The following is a 26,031-nucleotide window of genomic DNA, read 5'->3' as shown; positions in this document are numbered from 1 at the left end:
GGGTACCATCCCGCGCCCGTGTCGACCGCCGCAGCACCGAACGACGAGCCGCCGTCCACCCCGCGCGACCGCGACCTGCTGCGACGCTTGGCGACCGGGACGGCGGGCGTCGTCGGCGACGCGTTCCTGCGCGCGATGGTCCGCCACCTCGCGCAGGCCTTCGGCGCCGAGCTGGCGTTCATCGGCGAGCTGCTGCCCGCGCCGGCCACGGGCCGCGTGCGCGTCCTGGTGTCGTGGCAGAACGGCGTCGAGCTGCCCGAGGGCTACGAGTTCGACCTCGACGATGCGATGCCGTGCACGGTCACGCGGCGCGAGGGCCTGCTGACGCTGGCCTCCGGCGCGGTCGACCGCTTCCCGGGCGACAGCTTCGTCACCAACCACGAGCTGGACTCCTACCTCGGTGTCGCGCTGCCGGGCGCGGGCGACGAGCAAGTTGGGTATGTCGCCCTGCAGTCCTCGCGGCCGATGGACCCCGACGAGGACGAGCTGGCGGTCCTGCGGATCTTCGCGGCGCGGGCGGGGGCGGAGATCGAGCGCCGCCGCCACCAGGCGTCGCTGCGCGTGCGCGACGCCGAGGTCGCCGCCGCGCGCGCCCGCGTCCTGGACGCGGCGGACGCCGAGCGCCAGCGGATCGGCCGCGACCTGCACGACGGCGCGCAGCAGCGGATCGTCGCGCTCGGGCATCTCATAGGCATTGCCCGCAGGAGGCTCGGCGACGAGGGCGACCCGACCGCGCTGGAGCTGCTGGCGCGCGCCCACGAGGAGGCCAGGCTCGCCACCGCCGAGCTGCGCGAGCTCGCGCGCGGCCTGCATCCGGCGGGGCTGACCGAGAAGGGCCTCGGCCCCGCGCTGGAGGCGCTGGCCGGCCGCTCCCCGATCCCGTTGCACATCGACGCGCTGCCGCAGCGGCGGCTGCCGGCGCCGGTCGAGCTGACCGCGTTCTACCTGGCGAGCGAAGGCCTGACCAACGCGGTCAAGTACGCGCAGGCCGGCGTCGTCCGGGTCGACGTGTCGACCAGGCTCGGCGAGGCGGTCGTGACGATCGCCGACGACGGCGTCGGCGGTGCCGTGAAGGGCGACGGGTCCGGGCTGGCCGGGCTGAGCGACCGCGTGGCGGCGCTCGGCGGCGAGCTGCACATCGACTCGCCCGCGGGTGCGGGCACGAGGCTGAAGGCGATCATCCCGCTGGCGCCGTGGCGCAGCGCGCACGAGCCGTTCCTGGAGTTCGGCCATCCGGAGGACGGCGGGCGCGGCGAGCGCAACATCGCGGCGGTGATCGCCGGTGAGAAGACGCTGTCGGTGACGCTCGCCCGCGAGTGGGAGCTGGAGGGCGGGGCGCCGCGCGTCGGCCAGCGGCTGCCGGTCATGGACCACAGCGGCCGGCGCCGGGCGACCGTCGAGGTCGTCAGCGTCGCGTCGGTCCCGTTCCTGGACGTGGACGACGACTGGCTGGAGCCCGCCGACGTCGGAGCGACGACGCTCGAAGGCTGGCGGATGGACCGCCGCAGCTTCTACGCGACGATCCGCGACGAGATGGCCCTGCTCTTCGGCGAGCCGGGCTGGCAGTTCACCGACGAGGAGCCGATGATGCTGCTCTGGTACCGCTGCGTCGCGGACGACCGCGACGAACCGGCGTCCTAGATCTTGGTGTCCATCTCGTGGAAGCTCTCCTCGATGACCTCGAGGCGCTGGTGGAGCTTGCGCAGCGTGCGGGGCTCGACGACGGTGAACATCGCGCGGCGGCCGGCGGCTGAGCGGGACACGATGACGACCTGCTCGTTGGTGCCGAAGGCGGCGCGGTTGAGGCGCGTCGCGTGGTCGGCGGCGGGGCCGACCGTGGAGAAGACCATCGGCGCGAGGTGCACGGCACCCGTCTCGTCCACGATGGCAACCACGTAGGACGGGTTGCCGGCGGACTCCAGCTCCAAGCGGCAGCTGTTGATGACGCTGACGTGATCCAGATCGAAGGGTGTGGCCGACATAGCTCTCCACCCTAGGTTCGACCGGGACGCCGCGGCGCCGCAGTGTCAGATGCCCGGGACCGGACGTCCGTCCACCGCGGCGCCGCGACGGTCAACTCGGCTGAGCGTTGGCCGAAGCGGCCGCGCTACGAAGCGCGACGGCGCGGGCCACCGCGCTTGACGGGCGACCACCTGGTGCCCTTGGCAAGAGCCTCGACGGACTCCACCTTGAGGCTGCGAGCAGCACCGAGGTCCTTGCGCAGACGCTGGAGCGCGAGGCGCACCAGATCGCTCTGCGTGAGCTTGGTCTTGCCGGCCGCGGTCTCGAGCCACGTGATCTCGTCGCCGCCGATGAGGTACGAGCGCTGCTTCAGGCCGCTCGGTCGTTCCGTTGCCATGGATGTCCCTCCAGGATTTGGGTTGGACTGCGTGGCGTGTGTTCGCCGTCCGGTGAGCAAATCCTTGCCTATAAGTCGGGTCTAGTGCAAGTGGTTGGTGCAAGTTGTCCGTCAAACCGACTTCATACGGACGCTGCTTGCCTGTGCAACCATCCCTCCCATGCCCTCCACGACCATCGCCACCACGCACTTCAGCGACCCGCATTGCCCGTGGGCGTACTCGTCGTCGCCCTACCACGCGGCGCTGCGCTGGCGGTTCGGCGATCAGCTCGATTGGCGACTGGTGCTCATCGGTCTGAGTGAGGGGCCGGAGCGATATGTGCAGGCCGGCTACACACCCGTGCGCTCCGCTCAGGGGTTCAAGTCGTTCGGGCGTCGCTTCGGGATGCCGTTCGGCGGGCAGCCGCGTTCGCGCGTGACCGGGACGGGGATCGCCTGCCGCCTGGTCGTCGCCGCGCGCCTGGAGCAGCCGGAGCTCGAGTTCTCCGTCTTCCGGGCGCTGCAGCTCGCGCAGTTCACCACCACGTTGCTGCTGGACGACACCGACGACCTGCGCGTCGTCCTCGAGGGCGTGGCCGGCGCCGACGCGGAGCGGTTGTTGCAGGCGTTGAGCTCGGAGGCGGTCGAGGAGGCCTACCAGGCCGACCGCGCGGAGTCGCGCACGGCCGACGGGCGCCCGATCCACGCGCAGGGGCGCGAGGCCAACACGGACGGCGCGGTGCGGTACACGGCGCCGTCGGTGATCTTCACGCACCCCGACGGCGGGTCGTTGGAGGTCGGCGGCTTCCAGCCGCTGGAGTCCTACGACACGGCGCTGGCCAACCTCGACGTCGGGCTGGAGCGGCGCGCCCCGGCGACCGACCCGGTCGAGGTGCTGCGCGCGCTGCCCTACGCACCGGTGACGCGCGAGGTCGCCGCGTGCATGACCACCAACTTGGGCGAGCTCGACGAGGCGGCGACCGAGCGCGCGCTGATCGAGGCGGCGGGTGAGGGCGTCGTGCGGCGCGAGCCGGTCGGCGACGGCGCGCTGTGGCACCTGGTCGCCTCGTAGTCGGCTAGGGCGCGAGGCGGGCGGTGCTCCACGTGCCGTCCGCGTCGTCGCACCGATAGACGTGGCGGTCGTGGAGGCGGTCCGGGCGGCCCTGCCAGAACTCGACCGCGTCGGGCGCGAGGACGTAGCCGCCCCACGCGTCCGGGCGCGGCACGTCGCCCGGCGGGTCCGGGTACTGCTCCAGCAGCGCGTCGCGGGCCATCTCCAGCGCGCCGCGGTCCGGGACGACCTCGGACTGCGGCGACGCCAGCGCGCCGATCCGCGAGCCGTAGGGCCGCGAGGCGAAGTAGGCGTCGGAGGCGGCGCCGTCGAGCTTGCGCACCGCGCCGGTCAGCCGGACCTGGCGCTGGAGGTCGTGCCACGGGAACAGGATCGAGGCGTAGGGGTTGGCCGCCAGGTCGCGGCCCTTGGCGCTCTCGTAGTTGGTGAAGAACGTCAGGCCGTCGTCGTCGAGGCCCTTGAGCAGGACCGTCCGGACGCTCGGGCGCCCGTGCGCGTCGGCGGTCGCGACGACCATCGCGTTGGGCTCGCGCACGCCGCCGGCGACCGCGTCGTCGAGCCAGCGGTCGAGCATCGCGCGCCACGTCGGCGCGAGGTCGCCCTCCTCCAGCCCGCCGCGCTCGTAGCTGCGGCGCATCGCGGCGAGGCGCTGGTGATCGGGGACGATCGGCTCGGGCATCGCCGAGCAAGATATAGGGCTTCGTGCGCGGCGCCGCGCCGGGCGCGCGGCTCAGCCGACGGCGGGCGTGCCGGCCTCGAGCAGGCGGCGGACCTGGCGGGCGAGCATGTCCGGGTCGCCGTCCTTGACAAGGAACGCGTCGGCCCCGGCGTGGCGGGCGAGCGTGCGGTCGCGCTCGTCGTCGAGGCCGGTGATCATCGCGATCCGGACGCCGGCCAGCGCCTCCTGCGCGCGCAGGTTGCGGCAGGCGGTGATGCCGGACTGGCCGGGCATCCGCCAGTCCAGGAGGATCGCGTCGGGCCGCTCGCGCAGCGCGACGTCCACCGCGTCGGGACCGGAGGTCCCTTCGATCACGCGATAGCTCGCCGGTTCCAGCGCCGCCCTGACGTAGGCGCGGAAGCCGGCGTCGTCGTCGACGACGAGCACCGTGGCCTCAGCCATGCACCTGAATCTAACGTGCTGGGCAAGCCGGTGTGTCAGGTCCCAGCGCTTGCGAGTCGTGACGCGGCGAGCTGCACGTCCTCGTCGGCGAGCGCGAGCGAGAGACGCGCGTATCCCTGGCCGGAGGCGCCGAAGCCCTGTCCGGGCGCGACGCCGACGCGCTGGTGGGCGATCAGCGACTCCGGGGTGACGTCCTGCGGGAGCGGCCACCAGACGAAGAACGAGCCCTCGGCCGGCGCGGGCGGGATCCCGGCGTCGGTCAGCGCGCGGACCATCAGGTCGCGGCGGGCGGCGTAGACGGCGCGGCGCGCGGCGACGTCGGACTGGTCGGAGGCCAGCGCGGCGGTGAGGCCGCGCTGCAGGCCGACCCAGACGCCGGCGGTCATGTGGTCGACGAGGCTCTTGATGCGGGCGATCAGCGCGGGGCTGCCGACCGCGAAGCCGATCCGCCAGCCGGCCATCCCGTAGATCTTGCTCGGGGACCAGAGCTCGATCGCGACGTCGCGGGCGCCGTCGACCTCCAGGATCGAGCGGGCGCGGGCGCCGTCGTAGGTGAGGAAGCCGTAGGCGAGGTCGTTGAGGGCCCAGGCGCCGTGGGCGTGCGCGTAGGCGACGGCGGCCTCGAAGGTGCCGGGGCGCTCGATCGCGGCGGTCGGGTTGGAGGGGTAGTTGAGGACGGCGAGCGCAACGGAGCCGTCGGTCGGCGCTGCGTCGAAGTCCGGCTGGAAGTGGTTGGTCGGGTCGAGCCGCAGCGGCCGGACCTCGGCGCCCGCGAGCGCGGCGCCGCTGAGGTAGTCCGGGTAGCCGGGGTCGGGCAGGAGGATCGTGTCGCCGTCCTGCGCGGTCGCCAGCGCGGCGAGCATGATCCCCGTCTTGGTCCCGGGGATCACGGCGACCTCGGTCTCCGGATCGAGATGTACGCCATGGTCGGCGGCGTAGCGGTCGGCGATCGCCTGCTTGAGCTCCGGCGTGCCCTGGAACGGCGGGTAGCCGTGGACGGCCGGGGTCTGCGTCTCCAGCGCCGCGGCCCGCAGCGCCTCGATCGCATGCGCCGGCGGCGGAAGGTCCGGGTTGCCGCGGCCGAGGTCCACGAACCGCGGTCCGTCCTGCGCGCGGGCCCGCGCGGCGGCGGCGAGGATGCCGGTGAAGAACTGCTCGGGGAGCGCGTCGATCCGGCGCGGCGCGTTGCGAGGGGTCACGACGCGAGATCCTCGGGGATCAGCGCGTACAACGCGAGCGTCCAGCGCCGCCCCTTGGCCTCGATCGCCGACCGCGCGGTGCCTTCGCGGACGAACCCCGCGCGCTCGGCGGCGCGCATCGAGCCGGCGTTGTCGACGTCGATGTCGCAGCGGACGCGGGCGAAGCCGAGGTCGCGCAGCGCGTGGTGGGCGAGCAGGCGCGCGGCGTGTGACGCGGCGCCGCGGCCGCGGGCGGGCGGCGCGACCCAGTAGCCGACCTCGACCGTCGCGTTGGGCCAATCGGGCCGCAGCAGGCTCGCCATCCCGCAGAACGTCGCGGTGGCGCGATCCTCGATCGCGAACGTCAGCGCCTCCCCCGCCGCTCGCGCGCGGGGTTCGTCCTCGAACCACCCGGTCGCGTGCCGGCGCTCGTACGGCACCGGAACGAACGTGAACCGCTGGATCGCCTCGTCCTGGCACGCCGCGTAGATCTTCTCGACGTCCGCGTCGCCCGGCTCGCGCAGCACGAACCGCTCGTCGGCCAGCGGGGTCGCAGGCAACATGAAGGCCTTGCTCGTCACCGCGTGTCGACGTAGAGCGACTGCGCGCCGACGCCGATCCGGCCGGTCTGGTCGCGCAGGACCGACGTGGCCTGGCCGACGCCGGACGGCGACAGGTCGGTCCGGGCGTCGAGCGCGATCCACTCGCCGACCGCTTCCCGGTGCAGGTGGATCGTGAGGTCGGTGTTGACGAACAGGTGCGTGCGGAAGTCCAGCGCGCGCGAGAGGCCGTTGCCGAAGTCGGCGAACGCGACCGCGCGCTGGACCGGCGTCGGCTCCTCGCCCTCGACCAGCGGCATCGCGAGCCGGAACCAGCCCGCGGCCGGTCCCCTGCCCCAGTTGCCCTCGGCGAACCGCAGCTCGATCGCGGTCAGGTGGAAGCCGGCGGTCTCGTCGCCGCCGTGCCATTGCGCCCGCTCGCTCTCGTCGGGCGAGCGCAGCGCGGTCCGGTCATCCGGGGCGAACGCCTCCTGCGGCAGCGCGACCTCACCCCGCCGCAGCAGCGTGGCCCCCGCGCGCAGGACGACACCGCCCGCCGCATCCTCCAGGACCGCCTCCGCCAGCGCGAGCCGCCGCCCCGCCCGCGTCAACCGCGCACGCGGCCTGACCGCCGCCATCGGCACCGCCCCCGGGAACTCGACCGCAAGGCGTACAACCTGCATCGGCGCCGGGGTGTCCAAAGCCTCGATCGCCCGCGCCAGCAACGCGGTCGGCCCACCCCCATGCATGTCCGTCTCGGCCCACGGCCCCCGGGCATGGACCGACGGCACCAGGAAGTCGCCGTCGCGGGTGAAGACGGCCTGCGCCGTCACTCAGGGGCGCCTTCGACCACGTGCAGCGGGATCGACTGGGAGTTGCCGTCGACCGACTGCTCCAGCTGGTAGGTCCCGGCCTCGGAGGCCTCGAACTGGACGACGGTCGGCATCACCATCGAGTTCAGCCACTCCGCCTGGGAGGACTCGGCGTCGGCCTCGAACTCCATCTGCGCCTCGAAGACGACCTCGCCGTGGGGGTCGGTCACCAGCGTGCGGAGCACGTGCTGGATGCCGGGCGCCAGCTCCTCGCCGGTCGCGCTGAGCCTCACGGCGAGCATGACCTGCAGCGGCGCCGGAAGCTCGGGGATCCAGAACGTGTCGATCCCCGCACCGATCATGCTGCCGAGGTTGTCGTGCACCTCGACGTACCGGCACGGGATCACCCAATCGACGTTCATGCGGGCACCCTAGCGCCCGGCGGCGAGCGCCTCGCCGACCCGGACGCGAGGATCCAGCCACAGCAGGAAGATGTCGAACAGGAACGTCGTGATCGCGATCAGGAACGCGCCGACCGCGGTCATGCCGAGGATCAGCGGCGTGTTGGCCGTGCCGATCGAGTGCGTCAGGTCCGCGAAGACGCCCGGGACGCTGAAGACCTGCTCGACCAGCACCACGTTGGTCAACAGCAACGGCATCGACGAGCTGGCGAGCATCGCGGTCGGCGCCAGCGCCGCGGGTGCGACGTGCTTGCGCAGCACGACGCCCTCCTTCAGCCCCTTCGCCCGCGCGGCACGCACGTACTCCTGGTCGCCGGCCTCGACCATCTGCCCCAACATGACCCGCAGGCACATCCCCGCCAGCGGCAGGCCGAGCACGAACCACGGGACGATCAGCGCGCCCAGCCACCCCGACGGCGAGTCGCCGAACTCGACGTAGCGCAGCGGGATCCCGATCCCGGCCGGGATCACCCCGATGTCGGCGCCGAAGAACAGCAGCGCCATCAGCCCGACGACGTAGACCGGCGCGCACATGCCGGCCATCGCGACGAACTGCAGCAGCCGCGACCAGAACCCGCGCGGCCGCCGCGCGCAGAGGATCCCGCCGCCGATCCCCAGCAGCAGCCCGACCGCCAGGCCGCCGGCCAGCAGCGACACGTCGGCCGGGACCCCCTGGCGGATCAGGTCGGCGACCGGCGTCTGGCTGCCCTGCTCGGAGCGGCCGAAGTCGAAGTGCAGGAACGCGCGCTCGAGGTAGTGCGGCAGCGACCCGATGTCGCCGCGGCCCTGGAACAGCTCCGGGCGCAGGACGTGGAACAGCACGAACGCGCACGCGGTGGCAAGCACCGTGACGATCGCGATCCCGCCCAGCCGGAACGACACCCTGCGGATGCTCACGTCGTGCCCCCGAACGCCTCCTCGGCGACTCCGGCGATGACCCGCGACAGCTGGCCGCCCTGCCAGGCGATCGGGCTGGAGCCCTCGTCCTCGACGACCAGCCGCGCGCCCGGGATCAGCGAGGCGTACAACTCGCCCACGGCGAGCGGATGCCCGGGGTCGGGCTCGTCGCGGTCGGCGACGACGACCGTGGGACAGGCGATCGCGCGCAGCTCCTCGCGGGTCTCAAACGGCCGCGAGCGCGGCACCGTCCTCAGCGCGTCGGCGAGCGCGTCCTGGTGCTCGTGGGCGCTCAGCCGCTGGCGCAGGACCGTCTGCAGCGTCGCCTTCCACTTCTCGGGACCCTCGTCGCCGTAGGCCTCGACGAAGCCGTCGACACCGCCGGTCCGCAGTCCGTCGCTCAAAGCGTCCCAGCGCGCGAGGTTCCCCGGCCAGTCCTCCGGGTCGTAGGCGGGCGTGACGATCACGAGCCCCGCCACGCGCTCCGGGTGCTCCAGCGCCAGCCGGACCGCCGTGTGCGCCCCCATCGACGCACCCGCCAGCACCGCGCGCTCGAAGCCGGCCTCGTCCAGCACGCCGAGCAGGTCGGACGCCAGGTCCGAGTACTCATAGGCCTCGGGCGAGTCGGCCGGGTCCGACGCCCCGTGCCCCCGCGCGTCGTACGCGACGACGTCGTGCCCCGCGCGCTGCAGGGACCTCGACCCCATCACCACGTACCGGTGCGTCGCGGTCAGCCCGTGCAGGAGGACGACCGGCGCGCCCTCCCCACTCCGCTCTACGTACAGCCTCACCCGTCGTACCCTAGGAGACATGGCCGTGATCGACGTCACCGAGCAGGACTTCCAGCAGCAGGTCATCGAGGCTTCGAAGACGGCGCCGGTCGTCGTCGACTTCTGGGCGGAGTGGTGCGGCCCGTGCCGCGCGCTCGGTCCGGTCCTCGAGAAGGAGACCGCCGCGCGCGACGGCCAGGTCGTCCTGGCCAAGCTCGACACCGACGCCAACCCGGCGATCGCGCAGGCCTTCCAGATCCAGTCGATCCCGGCCGTGAAGGCGTTCAAGGACGGCAGGGTCGTCGACGAGTTCGTCGGCGCGCTGCCGCCCGCGCAGGTCAAGGCGTTCTTCGACGGCCTCGTCCCGTCCGAGGCCGACGGCCTGGTGCAGGCCGGCGACGAGGCCTCGCTGCGCCGCGCGATCGAGCTCGAGCCCGCCCGCGCCGACGCCCGCGTCCGGCTGGCGATCATCCAGCGCAGGCAGGGCGACATCGACGGCGCGCTGGAGACGCTGGCCAACGCCCAGGGCGACTTCGGCGCCGACGGCCTCGCCGCCCGGATCCGCCTGGAGCGCGAGGACATCCCCGGCGTCAACGACGCCTTCAGGGCCCTCGACGGCGGCGACCCCCAGAACGCCGTCGACCTGCTGATCGCGGAGATCGAGCAGGCCAACGGGTCCAAGGACGACCTGCGCCGCGTCGTCGTCGGGATCCTCGACGCGTTCGGCGTCGACCATCCCTTCTCAAGAGACGCGCGCCGGCGACTCGCCGGCGCGCTCTACTAGCTCCCCCCGGAGCAAGATGTAGGTCTAGGCGACCCTGAAGGTCGCGACCAGCTCGGCGAGCGAGTCCGCGCGGCGGGCGAGGTCGCCGGCGCCGGTCGCGATCTCCTGCGCCGACGCGGAGGTCTCCTGCGTCGAGGCCGAGACCTGCTCGGTCGCCGCGGTCGACTGCTGGGCGACCGACACGATGTCGCCCATGTCCTCCTGCATCTTCGTGGAGGACTCGGCGATCCGCTTGACGGCGGCCGAGATCTCCTCGACCCGCTGCCCGACGTCGCTCACGCGGCCGTCGATGCGCAGGAACGACTCGCGCGCCTGCTCGACGGTCGCCGCGCCGTCCTCGGTCTGGGCCGCCCCGGCCTGCACGGCGTGCAGCGCGCGCTGCGTCTCGCCCTGCATCTCGCCGATCAGGTCGCCGATCGAGCGCGCCGCCTGCTGCGAGCTCTCGGCCAGCTTGCGGACCTCGTCGGCGACGACCGCGAAGCCGCGGCCCTGGTCGCCGGCGCGCGCCGCCTCGATGGCCGCGTTCAAGGCCAACAGGTTGGTCTGCTCCGCGATCCCGGTGATGGCATCGACGATCCCGCCGATCTGCTCGCCCTTGCGCGCGAGGTCCTCCATCGTCGCGCTGATCGCGACCGACGACTCGCGCACCGCGCTCATCGCCTCGGTCGCCACCGAGACGGCCCTGGCGCCCTCCTCTGCGGCGGCGCGCGCGTCGGCCGCGGCCTCGCGGGCGTTCTGGGCCTTCTCCTCGGACGCGCTGGTCTCCTCGACGACCGCGGTCGCGACCTCCTGGGCGCCGCCGATGACGATCATCTGGCGCTCGGAGCCGGACGCGACGTCGGCGACGGCGTGGGCGATCTCCTCGATCGCGCGGTGCGTCTCCTCCGAGCTGCGGGCCATCTCGTCGGACGCGGCACGCAGGCCGATCGCGGTGTCGGAGACCTGCCCGACGACCGCGCGCAGGCGGACGGTCATCTCGCTGAAGGCGTTGCCGAGCACGTCGCGGTCGCCCTTGGCGGCGACCTGGACGACGAGGTCGCCGGACGCGACGGTCTGCGCGGTCCCGGCCACCGTGGCGAGGTCGCCGCGCATCGTGTTGTAGGCGTCGATCGAGCCCTGGGCGCGGCCGAGCATGCCGTTGAAGACGTCGGCGAGCGCGCCGGCGCTCTGGCCCTCGCGGGCGGTCAGCGGCGTCGTGCACGGGACGACGTCGACGCTGAGGTCGCCCTGCTCGCTGACGGCCGCGAGGCCGTGCTGCAGACCGCTGAGGCAGTTGTCGTTGAGCGAGTTCAGCCGCTGCGTCAGCGCGCTCAGGCAGGACTGGTCGCCGAGCGAGGCGCGCAGCTGCTCGCGCATCTGGTTGTAGCCCTCGAGCGCGTTCTGCGCGCGCTGGAGCATGGCGTTGAAGGTCGTGATCAGCGCGGCGACCTGCGGGTCCTCGACCGCAAGGTCGATCGGCCGCGTGACGGGCTGGACGTCGGCGGTGAAGTCGCCGCCGACCATCAGCGCCAGGCCCTCCTCGAGCTGCGCGAGGCAGTTGCCTTCGAGGGAGTCGAGCCGCGCCTGCAGCTGCGCCAGCGCAGGGTCCGGCTTCTTCTTGCGGGAAAGGAGAGACATCGTGCCCGAAGGGTCGGCTCGCGGGTTCCGACTTTGAACCGCTCAGGGCATCTCGATCGATCAACCGTCTACGTGCTGACGCGCGTCTGAGACATGCGTCCGGAACAGCTCAGCCGCTCGGCTGGGCCGCTCCCACCAGAACATGTGGCCCACGCCCTCGAGGATCTCCAGGCGCGACCCCGGGATCAGCTCAGCGATCAGCCTGCCGTTCTGGACCGGGATCATCGCGTCCTCGTCGCCGTGGATCACCAGCGCCGGCAGGCCCTTGAGCTGCGCCAGGCGCGCGGACGTGTCGTGGCCGGCGATCGCCTGCATCTGGAGCATGATCACCGGGACCGGCGCGGGCAGCGCCTTGGCCATCGCCCGGAACGTCTCGTAGTTGCCGTCCGCTTGCGCGAACGCATGTGAGACGTTGACCTCGAAGCCGTTGCGGATCGCCAGCTCGCGGTCGCCGCTCATCATCCCGGCGCTGAGCTTGTCGATCGTCGCCTGCGGGGCCAGCGAGGAGCCCGGGCCGCCGCAGTAGGTGCAGCCGAGGGTGAGCGTCCTGATCCGCTCGGGATGCCTGAGCGCCAGCTCCTGGGCGATCATCCCGCCCATCGAGATCCCGAGCACGTGCGCCTCGTCCCAGCCGAGCGCGTCGAGGATCCCGGCGGCGTCCTGCGCGAGGTCGGCGATCGAGAACTGCTGCGTCTCGGGGTCGCTGCGGCCGATGCCGCGGTGGTCGTAGGCGACGACGTCGAAGTCGCGCTCCAGGTGGGTGAGGAACGGCTCGCCCCAGGAGAGGTGCGTCCCGCTCATCCCCATGATCAGCAACAGCGGCTCGCCGGCGCCCCGGCGCTGGTGGAAGAGGCGGCGTCCGCCGATCGTGAGGTGCGACATGTAGGAGAACGCTACCGGAGCAGCTCGGCGGCGAGCGGCAGCACGAGCTGGCCGGGCAGCACGCCGCGCGGCGACGGCTCGGTCCGCGCGGGCGGCTCCTCGCCCTCGAACGACGCGACCCGGACGCCGAGCAGCCGGACCGGCCGCGGCGGGGCGTAGTCGCGGAACAGCTCCAGCGCGATCTCGATGATCGTCGCCTCGTCGTGGACGTGGCGGTCGATCGAGCGGGCGCGCGTGACCGTCGTCCAGTCGTCGAGGCGGACCTTGATCCCGATCGTGCGCCCGCGCTCCTCGGCCCGGCGCAGCTGGCCGGCGAGCTTGTTGGCCTGCCCGCGCAGGACCGACTCCAGCTCGGCGTGGTCGGCGATGTCGACGTCGAAGGTCGTCTCCACCGAGCGCGACTTCCGGACCCGCTCGGTCTCGACCGGCGAGCTGTCGTGCAGGTGCGCGCGGCGATGCAGGTCGTGGCCGTAGCGCTCGCCGAAGCGTTCCTGGAGCTCCTCGACGGGCGCGTTCTGCAGCGCGCCGAGCGTCGGGTAGCCCATCTCGGCCAGGCGCTGCGCGGTCTTCGGGCCGATGCCGGGGACGATCCGCGGCGAGCGGCTCGCGACGTGCGCGGCGCACTGCTCGCGGCCGATCGCGACGAAGCCGGCGGGCTTGCCGAGGTCGGAGGCGATCTTGGCGACGAGCCGGTTGGGCGCGATCCCGGCCGAGATCTGGATGCCCGTCTGCTCCTTGACCCGCGCGATGATCGCGCGCAGGAACGGCAGCGGCCTCTCGATGGCCGAGAGGTCGGCGTAGGCCTCGTCGATCGAGGCCTGCTGGAGGATCTCGATCTCCTCACGCACGAGGTCCCAGACCTCCCGCGACTTCTCGGAGTACGCCTGGTGATCCGGCGGGATCGTGATCGCCTGCGGGCAGCGCCGCTTGGCCTCGGCCGCGCTCATCGCCGAGCCGATCCCGAACTTCCGCGCCTCGTAGGAGGCGGTGGTGACGACGGCGCGCGGTCCGCTCCCGGCGACGATCACCGGCAGGCCACGCAGCTCGGGACGCCGCTGCAGCTCGACGGACGCGAAGAACGCGTCGCAATCCAGATGAGCAATGACCCGCTTCGCCACCCCGTCAGGGTACGCGGCGCGCGTGACAGCTCCTGACCGCGATTCGCCCCCGCACGGAGGCGCGCCACGTGGGCGGCTCCGCGCGGGTGCGGTGACGCGGCTAGCGCGTCGTGAGGACCGTGCCGGTCGAGCCGAAGCCGAGCTTCTGCTTCGTCGCGGCCGTGAGGTCGTACTCGCGGCCGGCCACGTAGGGGCCGCGGTCGACGACCGGGACGCGCACGGTGCGCCCCTTGTAGTGCAGCGTGACCTTCGTGCCGCAGGGCAGCGACTTGTTGGCCACGCCGAGCGTGCCCGGCGACAGGGTGCCGCCGCACGCGAGGTGCCCGCCGTAGAGGCCCGGGCCGTACCAGGACACGAACGCCCGGCGGTAGATCCGGGTGGTGCCGGCCGTGTGCTTCGTCGACCCCATCACCTTGCTGCCGCCGAAGTGGACGCGCAGCTTCTTCTCGCCGGTCTTCGCGGCGCGCCACGTCAGGACGTAGCGGCCGTGACGGCCGGTGCGGTCGTGGTCGACCGTCGTCCAGCCGCCCTTCGCGCCGCGCACCTGCAGCGACACGACGGCCCGCGAGCCGGCGGGGTTCAGGTGGCCGCGGACGACGACGCGCTTGCCGGCGAGCACCGTGCGGCGCACGGAGTCGACATGCAGCGAGGACGACGCCTTGGTCGCGACGGGAGTGGCGGTGGCCGGCGCGGCCGTCGGCTGCGCCGGCTGGGGTGACTGCGTATCGGAGCTCGCGACGGCAGGAACAGCGGCCATCGCGGCGATCGTGGTCATGCTGAGCAGCGCACCGGGAATTGGCGCGCGCAGGTTGTCGAGCCTCAAGAGAGACCTCCTACGTGATCAGCGCCTACGGGGTTAGCTGTCGGGCTCGCACCACGGCGTCATCGCGTGCATCGGGCACGCGGCGACCGTGTCGCTACGGGGCCAGCAGGCCCCGATTCGCCCCATCCGGTCGGATCGCACCCACGACCGGAGATTGGGTCCCCCGCTCGTCCCCCGTTTGACCCAGGGACGACTCGGCGTTCGAACAAGCGTTCGTCAAGGTACCCCTGGAACTTGATCGCTGTGTGATTCGGTGCACACAGCCGCCCGTCCTGCAACGGACGGACTTCCCGCAAATCAGCGGTTTTCGAGCGCCTCCGCGGTCCCGACGAGGACCATCGCGGTCATCGCCGCGTGCACGCACGCGATCGGGTCCAGACCCTCGCCCAGGCGCTGCTGCGCGACCGCGATGAACTCCTCGGCCTCGCTGAGCACTGCACGGTGCTCCGCATCCTCCGGCGCCTGGCAGCCGAGCCGCGCGAGCGCCAGCGGCTCGCTGCCGTCGGCGCCCCGGAACGTCATGTTGACCGCCGCCGTGATGTAGGAGATCACGCGCTCGTAGGCGAGCACGCGGCGGCCGATCGCCGCGTCGCCCGGCGCCGGGCCCAAGTCCATCAACTCGCTGCCGGAGATCACGCGCTCCAGCTGGCCGCCGGCGATCGCGGCGGCCTGCTCAGGGCTCAGTCCCACCGCCCGCGCGCAGCGCAGCATCAGGAACGACGGGAAGCGCGGGCCACCGTAGGGCATGTCGCTCGCGTACAGGATCTGCCCGGGCGGCACGGTCGTGAACAGCGTCAGCATGTCGCTGATGTGCCACCACGACGTGTCGAAGAGCACTCCGGGGTGCTCAGCGACGCGCGGGCCGAGCAGCCCGAGGTCCGAGATCCCCGCGTGCGCGAGGATCAGCCGCGCGTCCGGGTTGGCCGCCGACATCTCCAGGATCGACTCGCCGAGGTCCGGGATCCCCCGCCCCGCGTGGAACAGCACCGGCAGCGCGTGCCTTCCCGCAAGCTCGACGACCTGCTCGACCACCGGATGCGGCAGCCCGAAGCCGTCCGAGCGCGGGTGCAGCTTGAAGCCGACCGCGCCGTCCTCCAGGCAGCGGTGCGCCTCCTCGATCGCGTCGGGCGCGTTGGGGTCGATCCGGCCCAGCGCGACCAGCCGCCCGCCGGACTCGGCGGCGCTGCGCAGCACCCAGTCGTTGGGCCCGCGGTAGCCGTCGGGCTCCTGCATCGCGAAGACCAGCGCGCGCTGCTGGCCGGCGGCGTCGAGCGCCTCGATCAGCTCCTCCGGATCGGCCTCGAAGCCGTCCGGGTCGTGGTGGCCGATGTGCGTGTGCGCGTCGAACCACGGCACGTCGCGCCCGAGCCAGTCCAGCTCGCGGTCGCGGAGGTCGTCGACGACGGCATCGAAGGGCAGCGCGCGGACGGGCACGCTGCCGACCTTACCCCGCTAGGCGGCCGCTGCCACCTCGGCGGGGCGCATCGCGGCGAGCTCGTCGCGCAGGCGCGCGAGCCCGAGCCGGATGCGGCTCTTGGCGGTCCCGAGCGGGACGCCCGCCCTGACCGCGATCTGGTCGGCGGTCAGGCCGCCCCAGTAGGCGAGCACGAGCGCCTCGCGCTGGGGGTCCGGCAGGCGGCCGAGCGCGGCGCGCACGGTCGAGCGGTCGGCGGAGGCCAGCGCGAGCTGGTCGGGCTGGATCTCGGTCCGCGGAGGCTCATGGCCGACGACCATCTTGAGGCGATCCTCGGCCCGCCCAGAGGCCTGGCCCTCGCGCCAGAGGTCGACAGCACGGCTGCGCGCCATCAGCTTCAGGTAGGACCCCAGCTCGCCGCGGCGGGCGTCGAACTTCGCCGGGTTGCGCCAGACGCGCAGGAACACGTCCTGGACGACGTCCTGCGCCGCCGACGAGCTGTTCAGCACCCGGTACGCCGTGGCATGGACCGACCGGCGGTGCTCGTCGTAGACACGGCCGAAGGTAATGGGGTCGCTCAGGTCCATCGCTGCGCTCCAGGGAGTTCGTAGAAGTCCGACAACTTCGATCTACCCGCTGCACCCGCGACCCTACACACGTTGTTGAAGGTTCGCAACAACATGTGTGCACACGCTCTGCAAGAACATCGGCTTGCGGCCGGTCCCGGCCGGTGCGAGCATCGCTCCCGTGCCCACGCGCCTGACCGCTCTCGACTCCTCCTTCCTGCACCTCGAGGACAGCGGAGCCCACATGCACGTCGCCGCCGTCATGACCTTCGACGGCCCCGCGCCCGCCTACGGCGAGCTCGTCGAGGCGATCGAGGCGCGCCTGCACCTCGTGCCGCGCTACCGCCAGCGGCTCGCGTTCGTCCCGCTCGGCCAGGGCCGCCCGCGCTGGGTCGACGACCCGCACTTCAACGTCGGCTACCACATCCGCCACACCGCGCTGCCCACGCCGGGCTCCGACCAGGAGCTCAAGCGGCTGGCCGCGCGCGTGTTCGGCCAGCGCCTGGACCGCTCCAAGCCGCTGTGGGAGATCTGGCTCGTCGAGGGCCTCGACGACGACCGCTTCGCGATCCTGAGCAAGACCCACCACGCGCTGGTCGACGGCGTCAGCGGCGTCGACATCGTGTCGGTGCTCTTCGACACGCGCCCGGACCCGGCCCCGCCCGCGCCGCCCACGTCCTCGTGGCTGCCGCGCCCGGTCCCGACGTCGACCGAGCTGCTGGCCGAGGCGCTGCTGGAGCGCACGACGGTCCCGGGCGAGGCCGTCCGCGGGCTGCGCCACCTGACGCGCGCGCCGCGCCAGGTGCTCGACAGGGTCGCCGGCGGCGCCGCCGGGCTGGGCTCGATGGCGAAGGCCGGCCTGTCCCCCGCGCCCAGGTCACCGCTGAACGTCGGGATCGGCCCGCACCGGCGCTACACCTGGGTCGACGCCGACCTCGGGCGCTTCAAGGCCATCAAGTCGGCCCTCGGCGGGACCGTCAACGACGTCGTCCTGACGAGCGTCGCGCTCGCGCTCGGGCGCTGGATGCGCGGCCGCGACGAGGACACCGAGGGGCTCGTCCTGCGCGCGATGGTCCCGGTCAGCGTCCGGGCCGAGACCGAGCGCGGCGCGCTCGGCAACCGCGTGGCGACGATGTGGGCGCCGCTGCCGGTCGGGATCGAGGATCCGGTCGCGTGCTTCGCCGAGGTCCACGAGGCGATGAAGGACCTGAAGGAGTCCGGCCAGGCCGTCGGCGCCGAGACGTTGACCCAGCTCGCGGACTTCGCGCCGCCGACGATCATGAGCCAGGCCGCGCGCCTGCAGGCCCGCCAGCGGTTCTTCAACCTCGTCGTGACCAACGTGCCGGGGCCGCAGGTCGAGCTGTACCTGCTGGGCCGCCGCATGCGCGGCCTCTACCCCGTCGTGCCGCTGGCCCTCAAGCAGGCGCTGGGCATCGCGATCATGTCCTACAACGGCCGCCTCGGCTTCGGCCTGCTCGCCGACTTCGACGCGCTCCCCGACCTCGAGGAGATCGCCGAGCAGCTCGAAGGCGCGATCGACGACCTCGCCGCCGTGGCCGGCACCGACGTCCGCGCGGGCCGCACCGGCCCCCGCGAGCGCCCGAGCGCGACGCCGGCGACCTAGCGCCTCAGCCGCAAGATGTAGGCGTTGGAGCCGACGGCGTCCTGCCCGGCCACGTGCAGGGTGATCGAGGCCTTGCCGGTGCGGCGCAGCCGCGCGAGCGCGCGGCCGCGCAGGCGCACGGCGACGCCCTGGGCCCGCGCCGCGCCGCGCAGGCGGAACCGCGTGCTGATCGTCTGGAACTCGCCGACCACGTAAGTGCGCAGCGTCCCGGAGCAGGCGCGGCCGCAGACGAGGGCGGCCGTGAAGCGCCCGCGGCGGTCGGCGGTGAGCGTCCTGCTGACGATCCGCGGCCCGGCGCAGATCGCGGGCGTGACGGTCTGCGGCGCGTCCGCGACCGTGCCCGCCGCGATCGTCGTGTGCTCGCAGCGCGAGACCGCCCACGTGACCCGCCCCGTGGCGTCGAGCGTGGCGCCGATGACGTCGGCGGCGGCGTGCCGGTTGTCCGGGCCCGCCGGGAGGCGCAGCGGCGTCGTGACGGCGCCGGTCGCAGCGTCGACGACATCGAGCACGACCCCGCCGTGGCCGTCCGGCGCGCGCACCAGCAGGCGACCGCCTGAGACCTGCAGCAGCGGCGCGGCGAAGCCGCCCAGCGCCAACGGCAGCCGGTGCACCTGGCTGTCACCGGGCCTGACCCAGACGAGGGTCCGGCTCGGCCGGCGGCTGTCCTCGGAGATCGTCTCCGCGAACGTGCCGTCAGGACCCAGCGCCGAGGTCCCGTATCCCGGGCGCAGGTCGGTGGGCAGCGCCGGGAGGTCGCCGAGTGAGGTCCCGTCGGCCTGACGCCGGACCGTCAACGCGCCGCCGGCCACCGCGGTGACGACGAGGTCGCCGGTCAGTGCGAACCCGCCGGCCGGCACCGCCGGGGGCGGCGCCGGCGGCGTCCCTGCCGCGAGGTCGGCGCGGCGCAGCGTGCTCGTTCTGAAGTCGTCCCTCGCCGCCGTCCCCTCCGGGGTGCAGTGGTCGATGAGGGCGAGCGCGTCACCGCTCAGCGCCCAGCGCACCCCGTTGCCGTAGCGGCCGTCGTCGAAGCAGACGGGGTGTCCGTCGCAGGCCGGCACCACCGCGCAGCCGGCGACCGTCGTGAACGGCCCGCCCGGCGGCCCGGCGGCGATCCGTGCCTGGAAGGTGAAGCCCTCCATGTACTTGTCCTGGCCCAGCGGCACGTAGGACTGGTGCTCGAAGTAGGCCAGCCGCGTCGGCGAGCCCTGGAGGTCGACGCCGTGCTCGTCCTGCTCCCTGTCGATCCTCGGCAGGGTGGTCAGTGTGCGGGGAGCGGCGCCGCCCGCGGCCGGGACCGAGCGCAACACGACCGCGCCGCCGCCGGTCTCCTGCGCCCAGACGACCTGGTCGCCGGCGAACACGGGTCCGGAGACGACGTGCCCCGCGCCGAGCAGCTCCGCGCCGGCCTGCGCGTTGACGCCCAGCGGAGCGCCGAACGACGCCACCGTCCCGGCCCGCGCCGCGCCCGCACCTGCCGGCAGCGCGAGCAGCGCCGCCACGACCCCCACGATCAGCTTCGCGCGCATCCTCACCACCAACGGCGACCGCACACCGATGTTGCGCGCCTCAGCGGACCGCGATCGTCATGCGGACCAGCGAGCACAGCCGCTGCTCGTCGTCGGAGATCTCGACCTCCCACACCCACGTCGTCCTGCCGCGGTGCCGGGCGCGCGCCACGGCGTGGACCCTGCCGCCCAGGATCGGCCGCAGGAACGACGTCTGGTTGGACAGGCCCTGGGCCGTCCTGCCGTCGTCCTGGACCGCCCACCAGGTCCCGATCGAGGTGATCGACTCGGCGATCGAGGCGAACAGGCCGCCGTGCACGAGACCCGCCGGCTGCAGGTGATCCGGGGTCACGTCCACGTGCGCGGTGATGACGCCGGCGTCGAGGTCGACGGTGTCCACGATCAGCCCGTAGAGGGCGTCGAACCCCGTCTCCAGCGCGTAAGGAAGTTGTAGGTCCATGAGGGAGCGGCACGATACCGGTGCCCCTTCGGTTAGCCTCCTGCGCCGCATGGCGCGCTTCGACGACCTCCCCGCCGACCAGAAGGCCGTTCTCCAGCTCGTGCTGCGCCAAGGGCGCACGTACGCGGAGATCGCCACGCTGCTCAAGATCTCCGACGCCGCGGTCCAGAACCGCGCGCTGACCGCCCTGGACGCGATCGGACCGTCCGGCCTGGACGGCCTCGACGACGAGCGCCAGGACGAGGTCGGTGACTACCTGCTCGGCCAGCAGTCCGCCTCCGAGCGCGCGGCGACGCGCGACTTCCTGGAGGCGTCGCAGTCCGGCCGCGACTGGGCGCGCGCCGTCGCCGCCGAGCTGCGCAGCGCGGGCGTCGCTGGCGAGGACGGGCTGCCGGAGATCCCGGCGGACGCCGGCGAGGTCGACGAGGCCTTCGACGCGCTGCACGCCCGCCGCGCCGCGCGCGCCGAGCAGCAGCGCTCCTCGCGCCTGGGCGGCGTCCTGCTGATCGTCGCCGCGGTGATCGTCGTCGTCGGCGCGATCCTGCTGCTGACCGGCGTCATCGGCGGCGGCGACGACAACAGGAACGACAGGGCCGCCGCGACCACCACGACGTCGACCGGCACGGGCTCCAACCCGGCGAGCACGGCGACCGTCGAGCAGCAGATCAACCTCAACCCGCCCAATGGCGGCAGGACGCCGCTCGGCGTCGCCAACATCGTCGCCCAGAACGGCAGGCGCGCGATCGCGGTCGTCGGCCAGGACCTCACGCCCTCCAACCACTACGTGCTGTGGCTGACGAACGGCTCGGGCACGAAGTTCCTCGGCTTCTTCCAGGCGGTGACCGCCAGCGGCACCGACAAGGGCAAGCTGCAGGGCATCGTCGCCGCGCCCACCGACCTCTCGTCCTACACGGGCATGATCATCAGCCGCGAGTCGTCCTCGTCGCCCAGGACGCCGACGAACGTCGTCCTGACCGGCAGGATCAGGGGCTGAGCCCGGCGTAGGTTCGCGCCGGGTCAGGGGACGAGTTCGGGACCGAACCGCCGATGCAAGTCGTCTAGCCCCCACATATTGGGGTCAAGACGACTTCGACCAGCCGTTCGGCCCTGAACGCCCCGCCCGGTCCTGGCGACAAGCGCGGCGACGCCCGCGCTGAGCGCCCGACTACGTGTGCAGCTCCACCAGCGCCGCCAGCGCGCCGTCGAGCTGCTTGCGCGCCGCGCGCCTGACCAGGAACCCGCCGAAGCGCGACACGCCCTGCAGGCGCTGCTCCAGGCGCACCTCGACGCGCGTTGACGCGTCGCCCTCGGGCTCCAGCGTCACGGTCGTCTCCGCATGGCGCAGGAGCCTGGCGAACGGCGTGCCCTCCAGGTCCTGCGTCCAGGCCACGACGCGCGGCCGGTTGCGCCGCCCGACGCGGTAGTCGGCGCGGACCTGCGCGCCGCGGTCGCTGCGCAGCACGAGCGTGAAGCCGTTGCCGCTGACGCCCTCGACGCGCTCGGCGCGCGGCCACCAGGCCGGCAGCCGGTTGGGGTCGGCGACCGTCTGCCAGACGATCGCCGGCGGCGCGCCGACGACCTTGCTCCGGCGCGTCACCGGCACGGCGGCAGCGCGTCCCCGGTCACTCGTCGTCGTAGCGCAGGATCGACCGGACGTCGTACCCGGCCAGCCGCTGGCGGCCGCCGAGGAAGCCCAGCTCGATCAGGAACGAGCAGCCGACGACCGTGCCGCCGAGCTGCTCGACCAGCTCGCACAGCGCCCGCGCCGTGCCACCGGTCGCCAGCAGGTCGTCGTGGACGAGCACGCGCGCGCCCTCCGCGACCGCGTCGGTGTGCAGCTCCAGCGCGTCGGTGCCGTACTCCAGGAGGTACTCGGCCCGGACGGTCTCGTGCGGCAGCTTGCCGGGCTTGCGCGCCAGGACGAAGCCCGCGCCCAGCTCGCGCGCCAGCGCGGCGCCGAGCAGGAAGCCGCGCGCCTCGGCGCCGACGACCACGTCCACGTTCAGGTCCCGCACCGGCTCGGCCAGCTGCGTGACCGCGGCGTCCAGCGCCTGCGCCGACGCCAGCACCGGCGTGATGTCCTTGAAGACGATCCCCGGCTTCGGGAAGTCCTGGATGTCGCGGACGAACGACTCGATGTCGACCGACATGATGTCCTCGCTCTAGCCGACGATCTTCCGGAGATCCCGGATGAGCAGCAGGTGCTTGAGGTGCGTCGTGACGGCCGCGAGGTTCTCCAGCGCCTCGACGGCCTCCTTGCGGCGCTCGACGTTGCGGGAGCGCAGCGCGGGCGCGAGGATCTGCTGCAGCAACGCGGCCTCGCGGTCGGCGCTGGTCCGGAACGCCCGCAGGTTGCGCCCGCCGACGCCGTACCTCGCCAGCTCGGTGACGGCGCGCACGATCTCGCGCTCGGTCTCGTCGTAGTACTTGGTCCCGGCGCGGTTCTCGCCCCTGACGACGCCGTACTCCTCGAGCTCGGCGATCAGCCTCGGGTCCGCGCGCGTGTCCTCGACGACGTCGTCGAGCGAGTACAGCGCGCCGCCGCCGGTCACCGAGACGCTCGGCCGCCGGCGTGCGCGCGACGGGTCGCCCGCGGAGTCCTCCGACGGCTGCGGGACGCCGGGCTCGGCGCCGTCGATCCGGCCCGAGGCCAGCTCCTGCCTGATGACGCGCAGCGGCAGGAACTCGTCACGCTGCATGCGCAGGATCGTGCGCAGGCGCGCGACGTCGGCCTGCGCGTACAGGCGGTAGCCGCCCGGCGTGCGCCGCGGCTCCAGCAGCTTCTGGTCCTCCAGGTACCGGATCTTCGAGATCGAGATGTCCGGGAACTCCTGGCCGAGCTGCTTGCAGACCGCGCCGATCGTCATCGCCTTGCCGGGGCGGTCGTCGGTGGCTGCGGTCGGTCGCTCCTCTTCCACGGCAGCCATCAGCGCGAGAGGAACGTGAGCTTGTACTTGCCGACCTGCAGCTCGTCGCCGTCGGCGAGGTGGTGCGTCTCGATCCGGCGACGGTTGACGTAGGTCCCGTTCAGCGACCCGAGGTCGTCGAGGTGGAACTCGTCGCCGCGCCGGACGATCAGCGCGTGGTCACGCGACACCGTGACGTCGTCGAGGAAGACGTCGGAGTCCGGGCGCCGGCCGATCGTCATCCGGTCGCCCTCGAGCGCGAACGACTCGCCGACACGGCCGCCACCGGCACGCACGACGAGCGCCGCGCCGCCGCCCTGGGCGACGACGTCCTCGATCTCGACCGGGACCAGCTCGCCGGTCTCGTCGATCCGGTAGGTCGCGGTCGACGACGACTCGGGATGCTCGGCCTCGGGACCGATGGACGCCCCGCAGCGCTGGCAGAAGTTCGCGCCGTCAGCGTTCTGGAACCCGCATTCCGGGCAGTTGCGCGCCATGGGGCTCCGCGCCCTCCGCTCCCCCGCCGGCCTTACTCGGCCGCCGGCTCGTCGCCGGCGGCGCGGCCCGCGAGGATGTCGGTCAGGCGCTGCACGTCGGCACCGGTGATGACCTCCTCGCCACCCTCGTGACGCTTGCGCAGGCGGTTGACCAGCTCTGCGCGCAAGATGTCGATCTTTCCATGCAGGATGCGACGGCGGTAGGAGATGTCGACCTCCTCCTCGGTCAGCTGCTGGATGAGGTCCTTCAGCTCCTGGTCCGAGAGCGATCCGAGATCGGGGAACGTGTCCATGGTGTTGGTCCTTCTCCTCCTGAGGGCGGGCCGGGGCGAGAATAGCAGCGGTGGGCCGCCGCTCAAGCTCAACTTGAGGGTGCAGCCTTCGTTGCGGACACCGCGTCCCGCGTATAGACGACAGCCGCGATCAAACTGAGGGCCAGACCGACGTAGAACAGGACGTGCGCGAGCGTGCTGACGCCGGCCATCGCGAAGAAGATCGCGCTCATCGTCGGCCACACGCCCCAGCGGCCCCACCAGTTGATCCTCAGCTCGACGCCGTGGCGCAGCGCGAACTGGCCGGCGAGCAGCAGGTACAGCTCGCGGGCGACGAGGATCGCGATTCCCCAGCGCGGCAGCGTCTCGAACTTCCAGCAGATGATCACGCCGGAGATCACGAGCATGCGATCGACGACCGGGTCCAGCAGCGCGCCGAAGCGGCTGTACTGGCCGGTCACGCGCGCGGCGATCCCGTCGGCGTAGTCGCTCCACGAGATCACCGCGAACAGAATCGCCGGCAGCGCGTCGGTCCCGTTCTCGCTGCTCAGCCCCAGGATCAGCATGGGGAAGATCAGCGCCAGGCGGAAGAAGCCGATCGCGTTGGGGATCGTCCAGACGTTCCACGGCGCGTCGCTGCGCGTCTGCGGCGGCGGCGGGCCGGAGCGGTCCAGCCCGGAGAAGCGGCGGAAGGTCAGGCGATCTCGGGCCACAGGGCGCGGACCGCCTCCGCGGTCTCGGTCAGGGACACGCCGCCCTCGACGTCCTTCTGGCCGCGGCGGATCTGGGCCTCGGCGGCGCCGGACTCGACCGAGCGCCTGCCGATCGTCAGCCGCAGCGGCGCGCCGAGCAGCTCGGCGTCGGCGAACTTCTCGCCGGTGCCGGAGGCGCGGTCGTCCAGGAGCGTGGAGAAGCCGGACGCGACGAGCTGCTCGTAGACGCGCGCGGCGACCTCCTGCTCCTGGGTGCCGGGCTTGCCGAGCGCGACGACCTCGACGTCGAACGGCGCGATCGACTTGGGCCAGCAGATCCCGCGGTCGTCGTTGAACTGCTCGACGGCGGCCGCCGCGATGCGCGCGGGGCCGATCCCGTAGGAGCCCATGACGACGGGGTGCTCCCTGCCCTGCGTGTCGAGGTAGGTCAGGCCGAGCGGGACGCTGTAGCGCGTGCCGAGCTGGAAGATGTTGCCGATCTCGATCGCGGGCTCGATCCGGACCTCGGTGCCGCCGATCGTGTCGCCCGCCACCACGGTCCGGACGTCGATCCGCTCGCCGTCGATGACTTCGACGACAACATGCTCGTTGGCCGCGTTGTTGCCCGCGACGTAGCGACCGGGCGTGACCGCCGCGTCGTAGAGCTCGCGCGCGCCGCTGCCGGGCCCGATGTAGCCCGCGAGCAGTCCGGCCCTCTCGAGGTCGTCTTCCTTGGCGGGGCGCATCCGCTCGCCGAGCGCGTTGTTGAGCTTGATCTCGCCGAACTGGTGGTCGCCGCGGACGAAGATGACCACGAGGCCGTTGCTCTCGCCGACGACGGGCAAGGCCTTCAACAAGTTCCCGGTCTGCACGTCGAGGCCGCCGGCGACCGCCTCGATCGTCGTCTGGCCCGGGGTCTGCAGGACGCCGCTGACGCGGTCCGGCAGCGCGGGCACGGGCTGGGGGTCGGCGCTGGCGATCTCGAGGTTCGCGGAGTAGTTGGGCGCGAGGACGACGTCGTCCTCGCCCGCCGCGCAGGGCGCCATGTACTCGTGGGCGACCGTGCCGCCCATCATCCCGACGTCGGACTGGCACTCGAACCACTCCAGCCCGCAGCGGTCGTAGATCCGCGCGTAGGCGCCGCGGTGGCGCTCGTAGGCGGCGTCCAGCCCCTCCTGGTCGCGGTCGAAGGAGTACGAGTCCTTCATGATGAACTCGCGCGTCCGGAGCACGCCGGCGCGGGGCCGCGGCTCGTCGCGCTCCTTGACCTGGAAGTGGTACAGGATCATCGGCAGGTCGCGGTAGGAGCGCACGTTCTGGGCGGCGTGGTAGGTCACCGCCTCCTCGTGCGTCATCGCCAGGACCATGTCGGCGTTCTTGCGGTCCTTGAGCCGGAACAGCTCGCCGCCGATCGCGTCGTAGCGCCCGGAGCGCTTCCACAGCTCGGCGGGCTGCAGGACCGGCATCAGCATCTCCTGGCCGCCGATCGCGTCGATCTCCTCGCGCACGATCTGGACGACGCGCTGGTGGGTGCGCCAGCCCGCGGGCAGCCACGTCCACAGGCCCGCGCCGAGCTGGCGGACCAGCCCGGCTCGAACCATCAGCTTGTGCGAGAGCGCCTCCGCGTCGGCCGGGGGCTGACGCTCGGTCGGCAGGAAGAGCTGGCTCATGCGCATGGAGCGGA

The 26,031-nt window shown here is 72.8% G+C and carries 30 protein-coding genes and 1 riboswitch; of the genes, 5 read left to right on the top strand and 25 right to left on the bottom strand.

The window, feature by feature from the left end:
* Nucleotides 1–18: 18 nt before the first annotated feature.
* A complete protein-coding gene (locus H030_RS37535; RefSeq protein WP_051223162.1) occupies nt 19–1,641 on the top strand; it encodes a histidine kinase in 1,623 nt (540 codons plus the stop codon).
* Here the strand turns inward: H030_RS37535 and H030_RS0119450 are convergent.
* A complete protein-coding gene (locus tag H030_RS0119450) occupies nt 1,638–1,982 on the bottom strand; it encodes a hypothetical protein (RefSeq protein WP_027007333.1) in 345 nt (114 codons plus the stop codon). The genes H030_RS37535 and H030_RS0119450 overlap by 4 nt on opposite strands.
* A gap of 125 nt (nt 1,983–2,107) precedes the next feature.
* On the bottom strand, nt 2,108–2,359 hold the full coding sequence (locus H030_RS0119445) for a hypothetical protein (RefSeq protein ID WP_027007332.1): 252 nt from the start codon (nt 2,357–2,359) through the stop codon (nt 2,108–2,110).
* Nucleotides 2,360–2,519: 160 nt separating this feature from the next.
* On the opposite strand from H030_RS0119445, the gene H030_RS0119440 reads away from it, so the two are divergent.
* Nucleotides 2,520–3,410, top strand: coding sequence for a hypothetical protein (locus H030_RS0119440; RefSeq protein WP_027007331.1), 891 nt, complete (start codon nt 2,520–2,522; stop codon nt 3,408–3,410).
* A 4-nt stretch (nt 3,411–3,414) separates the two neighbouring features.
* Here H030_RS0119440 and pdxH read toward each other — a convergent pair whose 3' ends face one another.
* Genes pdxH through H030_RS0119400 form a run of 8 tightly spaced genes read right to left on the bottom strand, consistent with a single transcriptional unit; the run spans nt 3,415 to nt 9,208 of the window.
* The gene (gene pdxH, locus H030_RS0119435; RefSeq protein ID WP_035127998.1) at nt 3,415–4,089 is read right to left on the bottom strand and encodes a pyridoxamine 5'-phosphate oxidase; all 675 of its coding nucleotides are present in this window, start codon (nt 4,087–4,089) and stop codon (nt 3,415–3,417) included.
* A 51-nt stretch (nt 4,090–4,140) separates the two neighbouring features.
* On the bottom strand, nt 4,141–4,530 hold the full coding sequence (locus H030_RS33625; protein ID WP_051223160.1) for a response regulator: 390 nt from the start codon (nt 4,528–4,530) through the stop codon (nt 4,141–4,143).
* A gap of 35 nt (nt 4,531–4,565) precedes the next feature.
* Nucleotides 4,566–5,729 (bottom strand): aminotransferase class I/II-fold pyridoxal phosphate-dependent enzyme, encoded by a 1,164-nt coding sequence (locus H030_RS0119425; protein ID WP_027007329.1) that lies wholly within the window; start codon nt 5,727–5,729, stop codon nt 4,566–4,568.
* Nucleotides 5,726–6,289 carry a GNAT family N-acetyltransferase gene (locus H030_RS0119420; protein ID WP_027007328.1) on the bottom strand — a complete coding sequence of 188 codons (564 nt, stop codon included), beginning with the start codon at nt 6,287–6,289 and terminating at the stop codon, nt 5,726–5,728. Before H030_RS0119420 ends, H030_RS0119425 begins: the two co-directional genes overlap by 4 nt.
* Nucleotides 6,286–7,080: an acyl-CoA thioesterase domain-containing protein gene (locus tag H030_RS0119415; protein ID WP_027007327.1), complete on the bottom strand. Its 795-nt coding sequence runs from the start codon at nt 7,078–7,080 to the stop codon at nt 6,286–6,288. The genes H030_RS0119420 and H030_RS0119415 overlap by 4 nt, the downstream gene beginning before the upstream one ends.
* Nucleotides 7,077–7,481 (bottom strand): DUF6941 family protein, encoded by a 405-nt coding sequence (locus H030_RS0119410; RefSeq protein WP_027007326.1) that lies wholly within the window; start codon nt 7,479–7,481, stop codon nt 7,077–7,079. Before H030_RS0119410 ends, H030_RS0119415 begins: the two co-directional genes overlap by 4 nt.
* A 9-nt stretch (nt 7,482–7,490) precedes the next feature.
* Nucleotides 7,491–8,417, bottom strand: coding sequence for an ABC transporter permease (locus H030_RS0119405; RefSeq protein WP_196809196.1), 927 nt, complete (start codon nt 8,415–8,417; stop codon nt 7,491–7,493).
* Nucleotides 8,414–9,208 (bottom strand): alpha/beta fold hydrolase, encoded by a 795-nt coding sequence (locus tag H030_RS0119400; protein ID WP_027007324.1) that lies wholly within the window; start codon nt 9,206–9,208, stop codon nt 8,414–8,416. The genes H030_RS0119405 and H030_RS0119400 overlap by 4 nt, the downstream gene beginning before the upstream one ends.
* Before the next feature lie 19 nt (nt 9,209–9,227).
* Between H030_RS0119400 and trxA the strand changes: the two genes are divergently transcribed.
* Nucleotides 9,228–9,971 (top strand): thioredoxin, encoded by a 744-nt coding sequence (gene trxA, locus H030_RS0119395; protein ID WP_027007323.1) that lies wholly within the window; start codon nt 9,228–9,230, stop codon nt 9,969–9,971.
* A gap of 24 nt (nt 9,972–9,995) precedes the next feature.
* On the opposite strand, the gene H030_RS33620 is transcribed toward trxA, so the two are convergent.
* The 6 genes from H030_RS33620 to H030_RS33600 all read right to left on the bottom strand — a co-directional run bounded on the left by H030_RS33620 (nt 9,996) and on the right by H030_RS33600 (nt 16,412).
* Nucleotides 9,996–11,588 carry a methyl-accepting chemotaxis protein gene (locus tag H030_RS33620; RefSeq protein ID WP_051223157.1) on the bottom strand — a complete coding sequence of 531 codons (1,593 nt, stop codon included), beginning with the start codon at nt 11,586–11,588 and terminating at the stop codon, nt 9,996–9,998.
* A 60-nt stretch (nt 11,589–11,648) separates the two neighbouring features.
* A complete protein-coding gene (locus H030_RS33615; RefSeq protein WP_051223155.1) occupies nt 11,649–12,470 on the bottom strand; it encodes an alpha/beta fold hydrolase in 822 nt (273 codons plus the stop codon).
* 11 nt (nt 12,471–12,481) lie between these two features.
* On the bottom strand, nt 12,482–13,588 hold the full coding sequence (dinB, locus tag H030_RS33610; protein ID WP_051223153.1) for a DNA polymerase IV: 1,107 nt from the start codon (nt 13,586–13,588) through the stop codon (nt 12,482–12,484).
* Nucleotides 13,589–13,688: 100 nt separating this feature from the next.
* A complete protein-coding gene (locus H030_RS37530) occupies nt 13,689–14,363 on the bottom strand; it encodes a septal ring lytic transglycosylase RlpA family protein (protein ID WP_051223151.1) in 675 nt (224 codons plus the stop codon).
* 53 nt (nt 14,364–14,416) lie between these two features.
* Nucleotides 14,417–14,621: riboswitch (cyclic di-AMP (ydaO/yuaA leader) on the bottom strand.
* Between the two features lie 87 nt (nt 14,622–14,708).
* A complete protein-coding gene (locus H030_RS0119370; RefSeq protein WP_027007322.1) occupies nt 14,709–15,845 on the bottom strand; it encodes an amidohydrolase family protein in 1,137 nt (378 codons plus the stop codon).
* An 18-nt stretch (nt 15,846–15,863) separates the two neighbouring features.
* Nucleotides 15,864–16,412 (bottom strand): RNA polymerase sigma factor, encoded by a 549-nt coding sequence (locus tag H030_RS33600; protein WP_051223149.1) that lies wholly within the window; start codon nt 16,410–16,412, stop codon nt 15,864–15,866.
* A 160-nt stretch (nt 16,413–16,572) separates the two neighbouring features.
* Here H030_RS33600 and H030_RS0119360 point away from each other — a divergent pair, with 160 nt between their 5' ends.
* On the top strand, nt 16,573–18,015 hold the full coding sequence (locus tag H030_RS0119360) for a WS/DGAT/MGAT family O-acyltransferase (RefSeq protein ID WP_027007321.1): 1,443 nt from the start codon (nt 16,573–16,575) through the stop codon (nt 18,013–18,015).
* Here H030_RS0119360 and H030_RS0119355 read toward each other — a convergent pair.
* Nucleotides 18,012–19,541 (bottom strand): hypothetical protein, encoded by a 1,530-nt coding sequence (locus H030_RS0119355; RefSeq protein WP_155892153.1) that lies wholly within the window; start codon nt 19,539–19,541, stop codon nt 18,012–18,014. The two genes, H030_RS0119360 and H030_RS0119355, sit on opposite strands and share 4 nt — an antisense overlap.
* 40 nt (nt 19,542–19,581) lie before the next feature.
* Complete coding sequence (locus H030_RS0119350; RefSeq protein ID WP_027007319.1) at nt 19,582–19,980, bottom strand: PaaI family thioesterase; 399 nt, start codon at nt 19,978–19,980, stop codon at nt 19,582–19,584.
* Nucleotides 19,981–20,029: 49 nt separating this feature from the next.
* On the opposite strand from H030_RS0119350, the gene H030_RS0119345 reads away from it, so the two are divergent.
* Nucleotides 20,030–20,974, top strand: a complete 945-nt coding sequence (locus H030_RS0119345) for an RNA polymerase sigma factor (RefSeq protein ID WP_027007318.1) — start codon at nt 20,030–20,032, stop codon at nt 20,972–20,974.
* A 171-nt stretch (nt 20,975–21,145) separates the two neighbouring features.
* Here the strand turns inward: H030_RS0119345 and H030_RS0119340 are convergent, their stop codons facing one another.
* The 7 genes from H030_RS0119340 to H030_RS0119310 all read right to left on the bottom strand — a co-directional run bounded on the left by H030_RS0119340 (nt 21,146) and on the right by H030_RS0119310 (nt 26,017).
* Nucleotides 21,146–21,583 carry an SRPBCC family protein gene (locus H030_RS0119340; protein WP_027007317.1) on the bottom strand — a complete coding sequence of 146 codons (438 nt, stop codon included), beginning with the start codon at nt 21,581–21,583 and terminating at the stop codon, nt 21,146–21,148.
* 19 nt (nt 21,584–21,602) lie between these two features.
* Nucleotides 21,603–22,130 (bottom strand): adenine phosphoribosyltransferase, encoded by a 528-nt coding sequence (locus H030_RS0119335; RefSeq protein ID WP_027007316.1) that lies wholly within the window; start codon nt 22,128–22,130, stop codon nt 21,603–21,605.
* Nucleotides 22,131–22,142: 12 nt separating this feature from the next.
* Nucleotides 22,143–22,907: a MerR family transcriptional regulator gene (locus H030_RS0119330; protein ID WP_035127996.1), complete on the bottom strand. Its 765-nt coding sequence runs from the start codon at nt 22,905–22,907 to the stop codon at nt 22,143–22,145.
* Nucleotides 22,907–23,383: an FHA domain-containing protein gene (locus H030_RS0119325; protein ID WP_027007314.1), complete on the bottom strand. Its 477-nt coding sequence runs from the start codon at nt 23,381–23,383 to the stop codon at nt 22,907–22,909. Before H030_RS0119325 ends, H030_RS0119330 begins: the two co-directional genes overlap by 1 nt.
* A gap of 32 nt (nt 23,384–23,415) precedes the next feature.
* Nucleotides 23,416–23,676 (bottom strand): hypothetical protein, encoded by a 261-nt coding sequence (locus H030_RS0119320; RefSeq protein ID WP_027007313.1) that lies wholly within the window; start codon nt 23,674–23,676, stop codon nt 23,416–23,418.
* Nucleotides 23,677–23,744: 68 nt separating this feature from the next.
* Nucleotides 23,745–24,368 carry a CDP-alcohol phosphatidyltransferase family protein gene (locus H030_RS33595; protein ID WP_051223147.1) on the bottom strand — a complete coding sequence of 208 codons (624 nt, stop codon included), beginning with the start codon at nt 24,366–24,368 and terminating at the stop codon, nt 23,745–23,747.
* The gene (locus tag H030_RS0119310) at nt 24,350–26,017 is read right to left on the bottom strand and encodes a proline--tRNA ligase (RefSeq protein ID WP_231398480.1); all 1,668 of its coding nucleotides are present in this window, start codon (nt 26,015–26,017) and stop codon (nt 24,350–24,352) included. Before H030_RS0119310 ends, H030_RS33595 begins: the two co-directional genes overlap by 19 nt.
* Between the last annotated feature and the right edge of the window lie 14 nt (nt 26,018–26,031).

This window comes from Conexibacter woesei Iso977N (genome assembly GCF_000424625.1).
GTDB classification, from domain to species: domain Bacteria; phylum Actinomycetota; class Thermoleophilia; order Solirubrobacterales; family Solirubrobacteraceae; genus Baekduia; species Baekduia woesei_A.
This window is presented reverse-complemented; position numbering and strand designations above follow the sequence as displayed.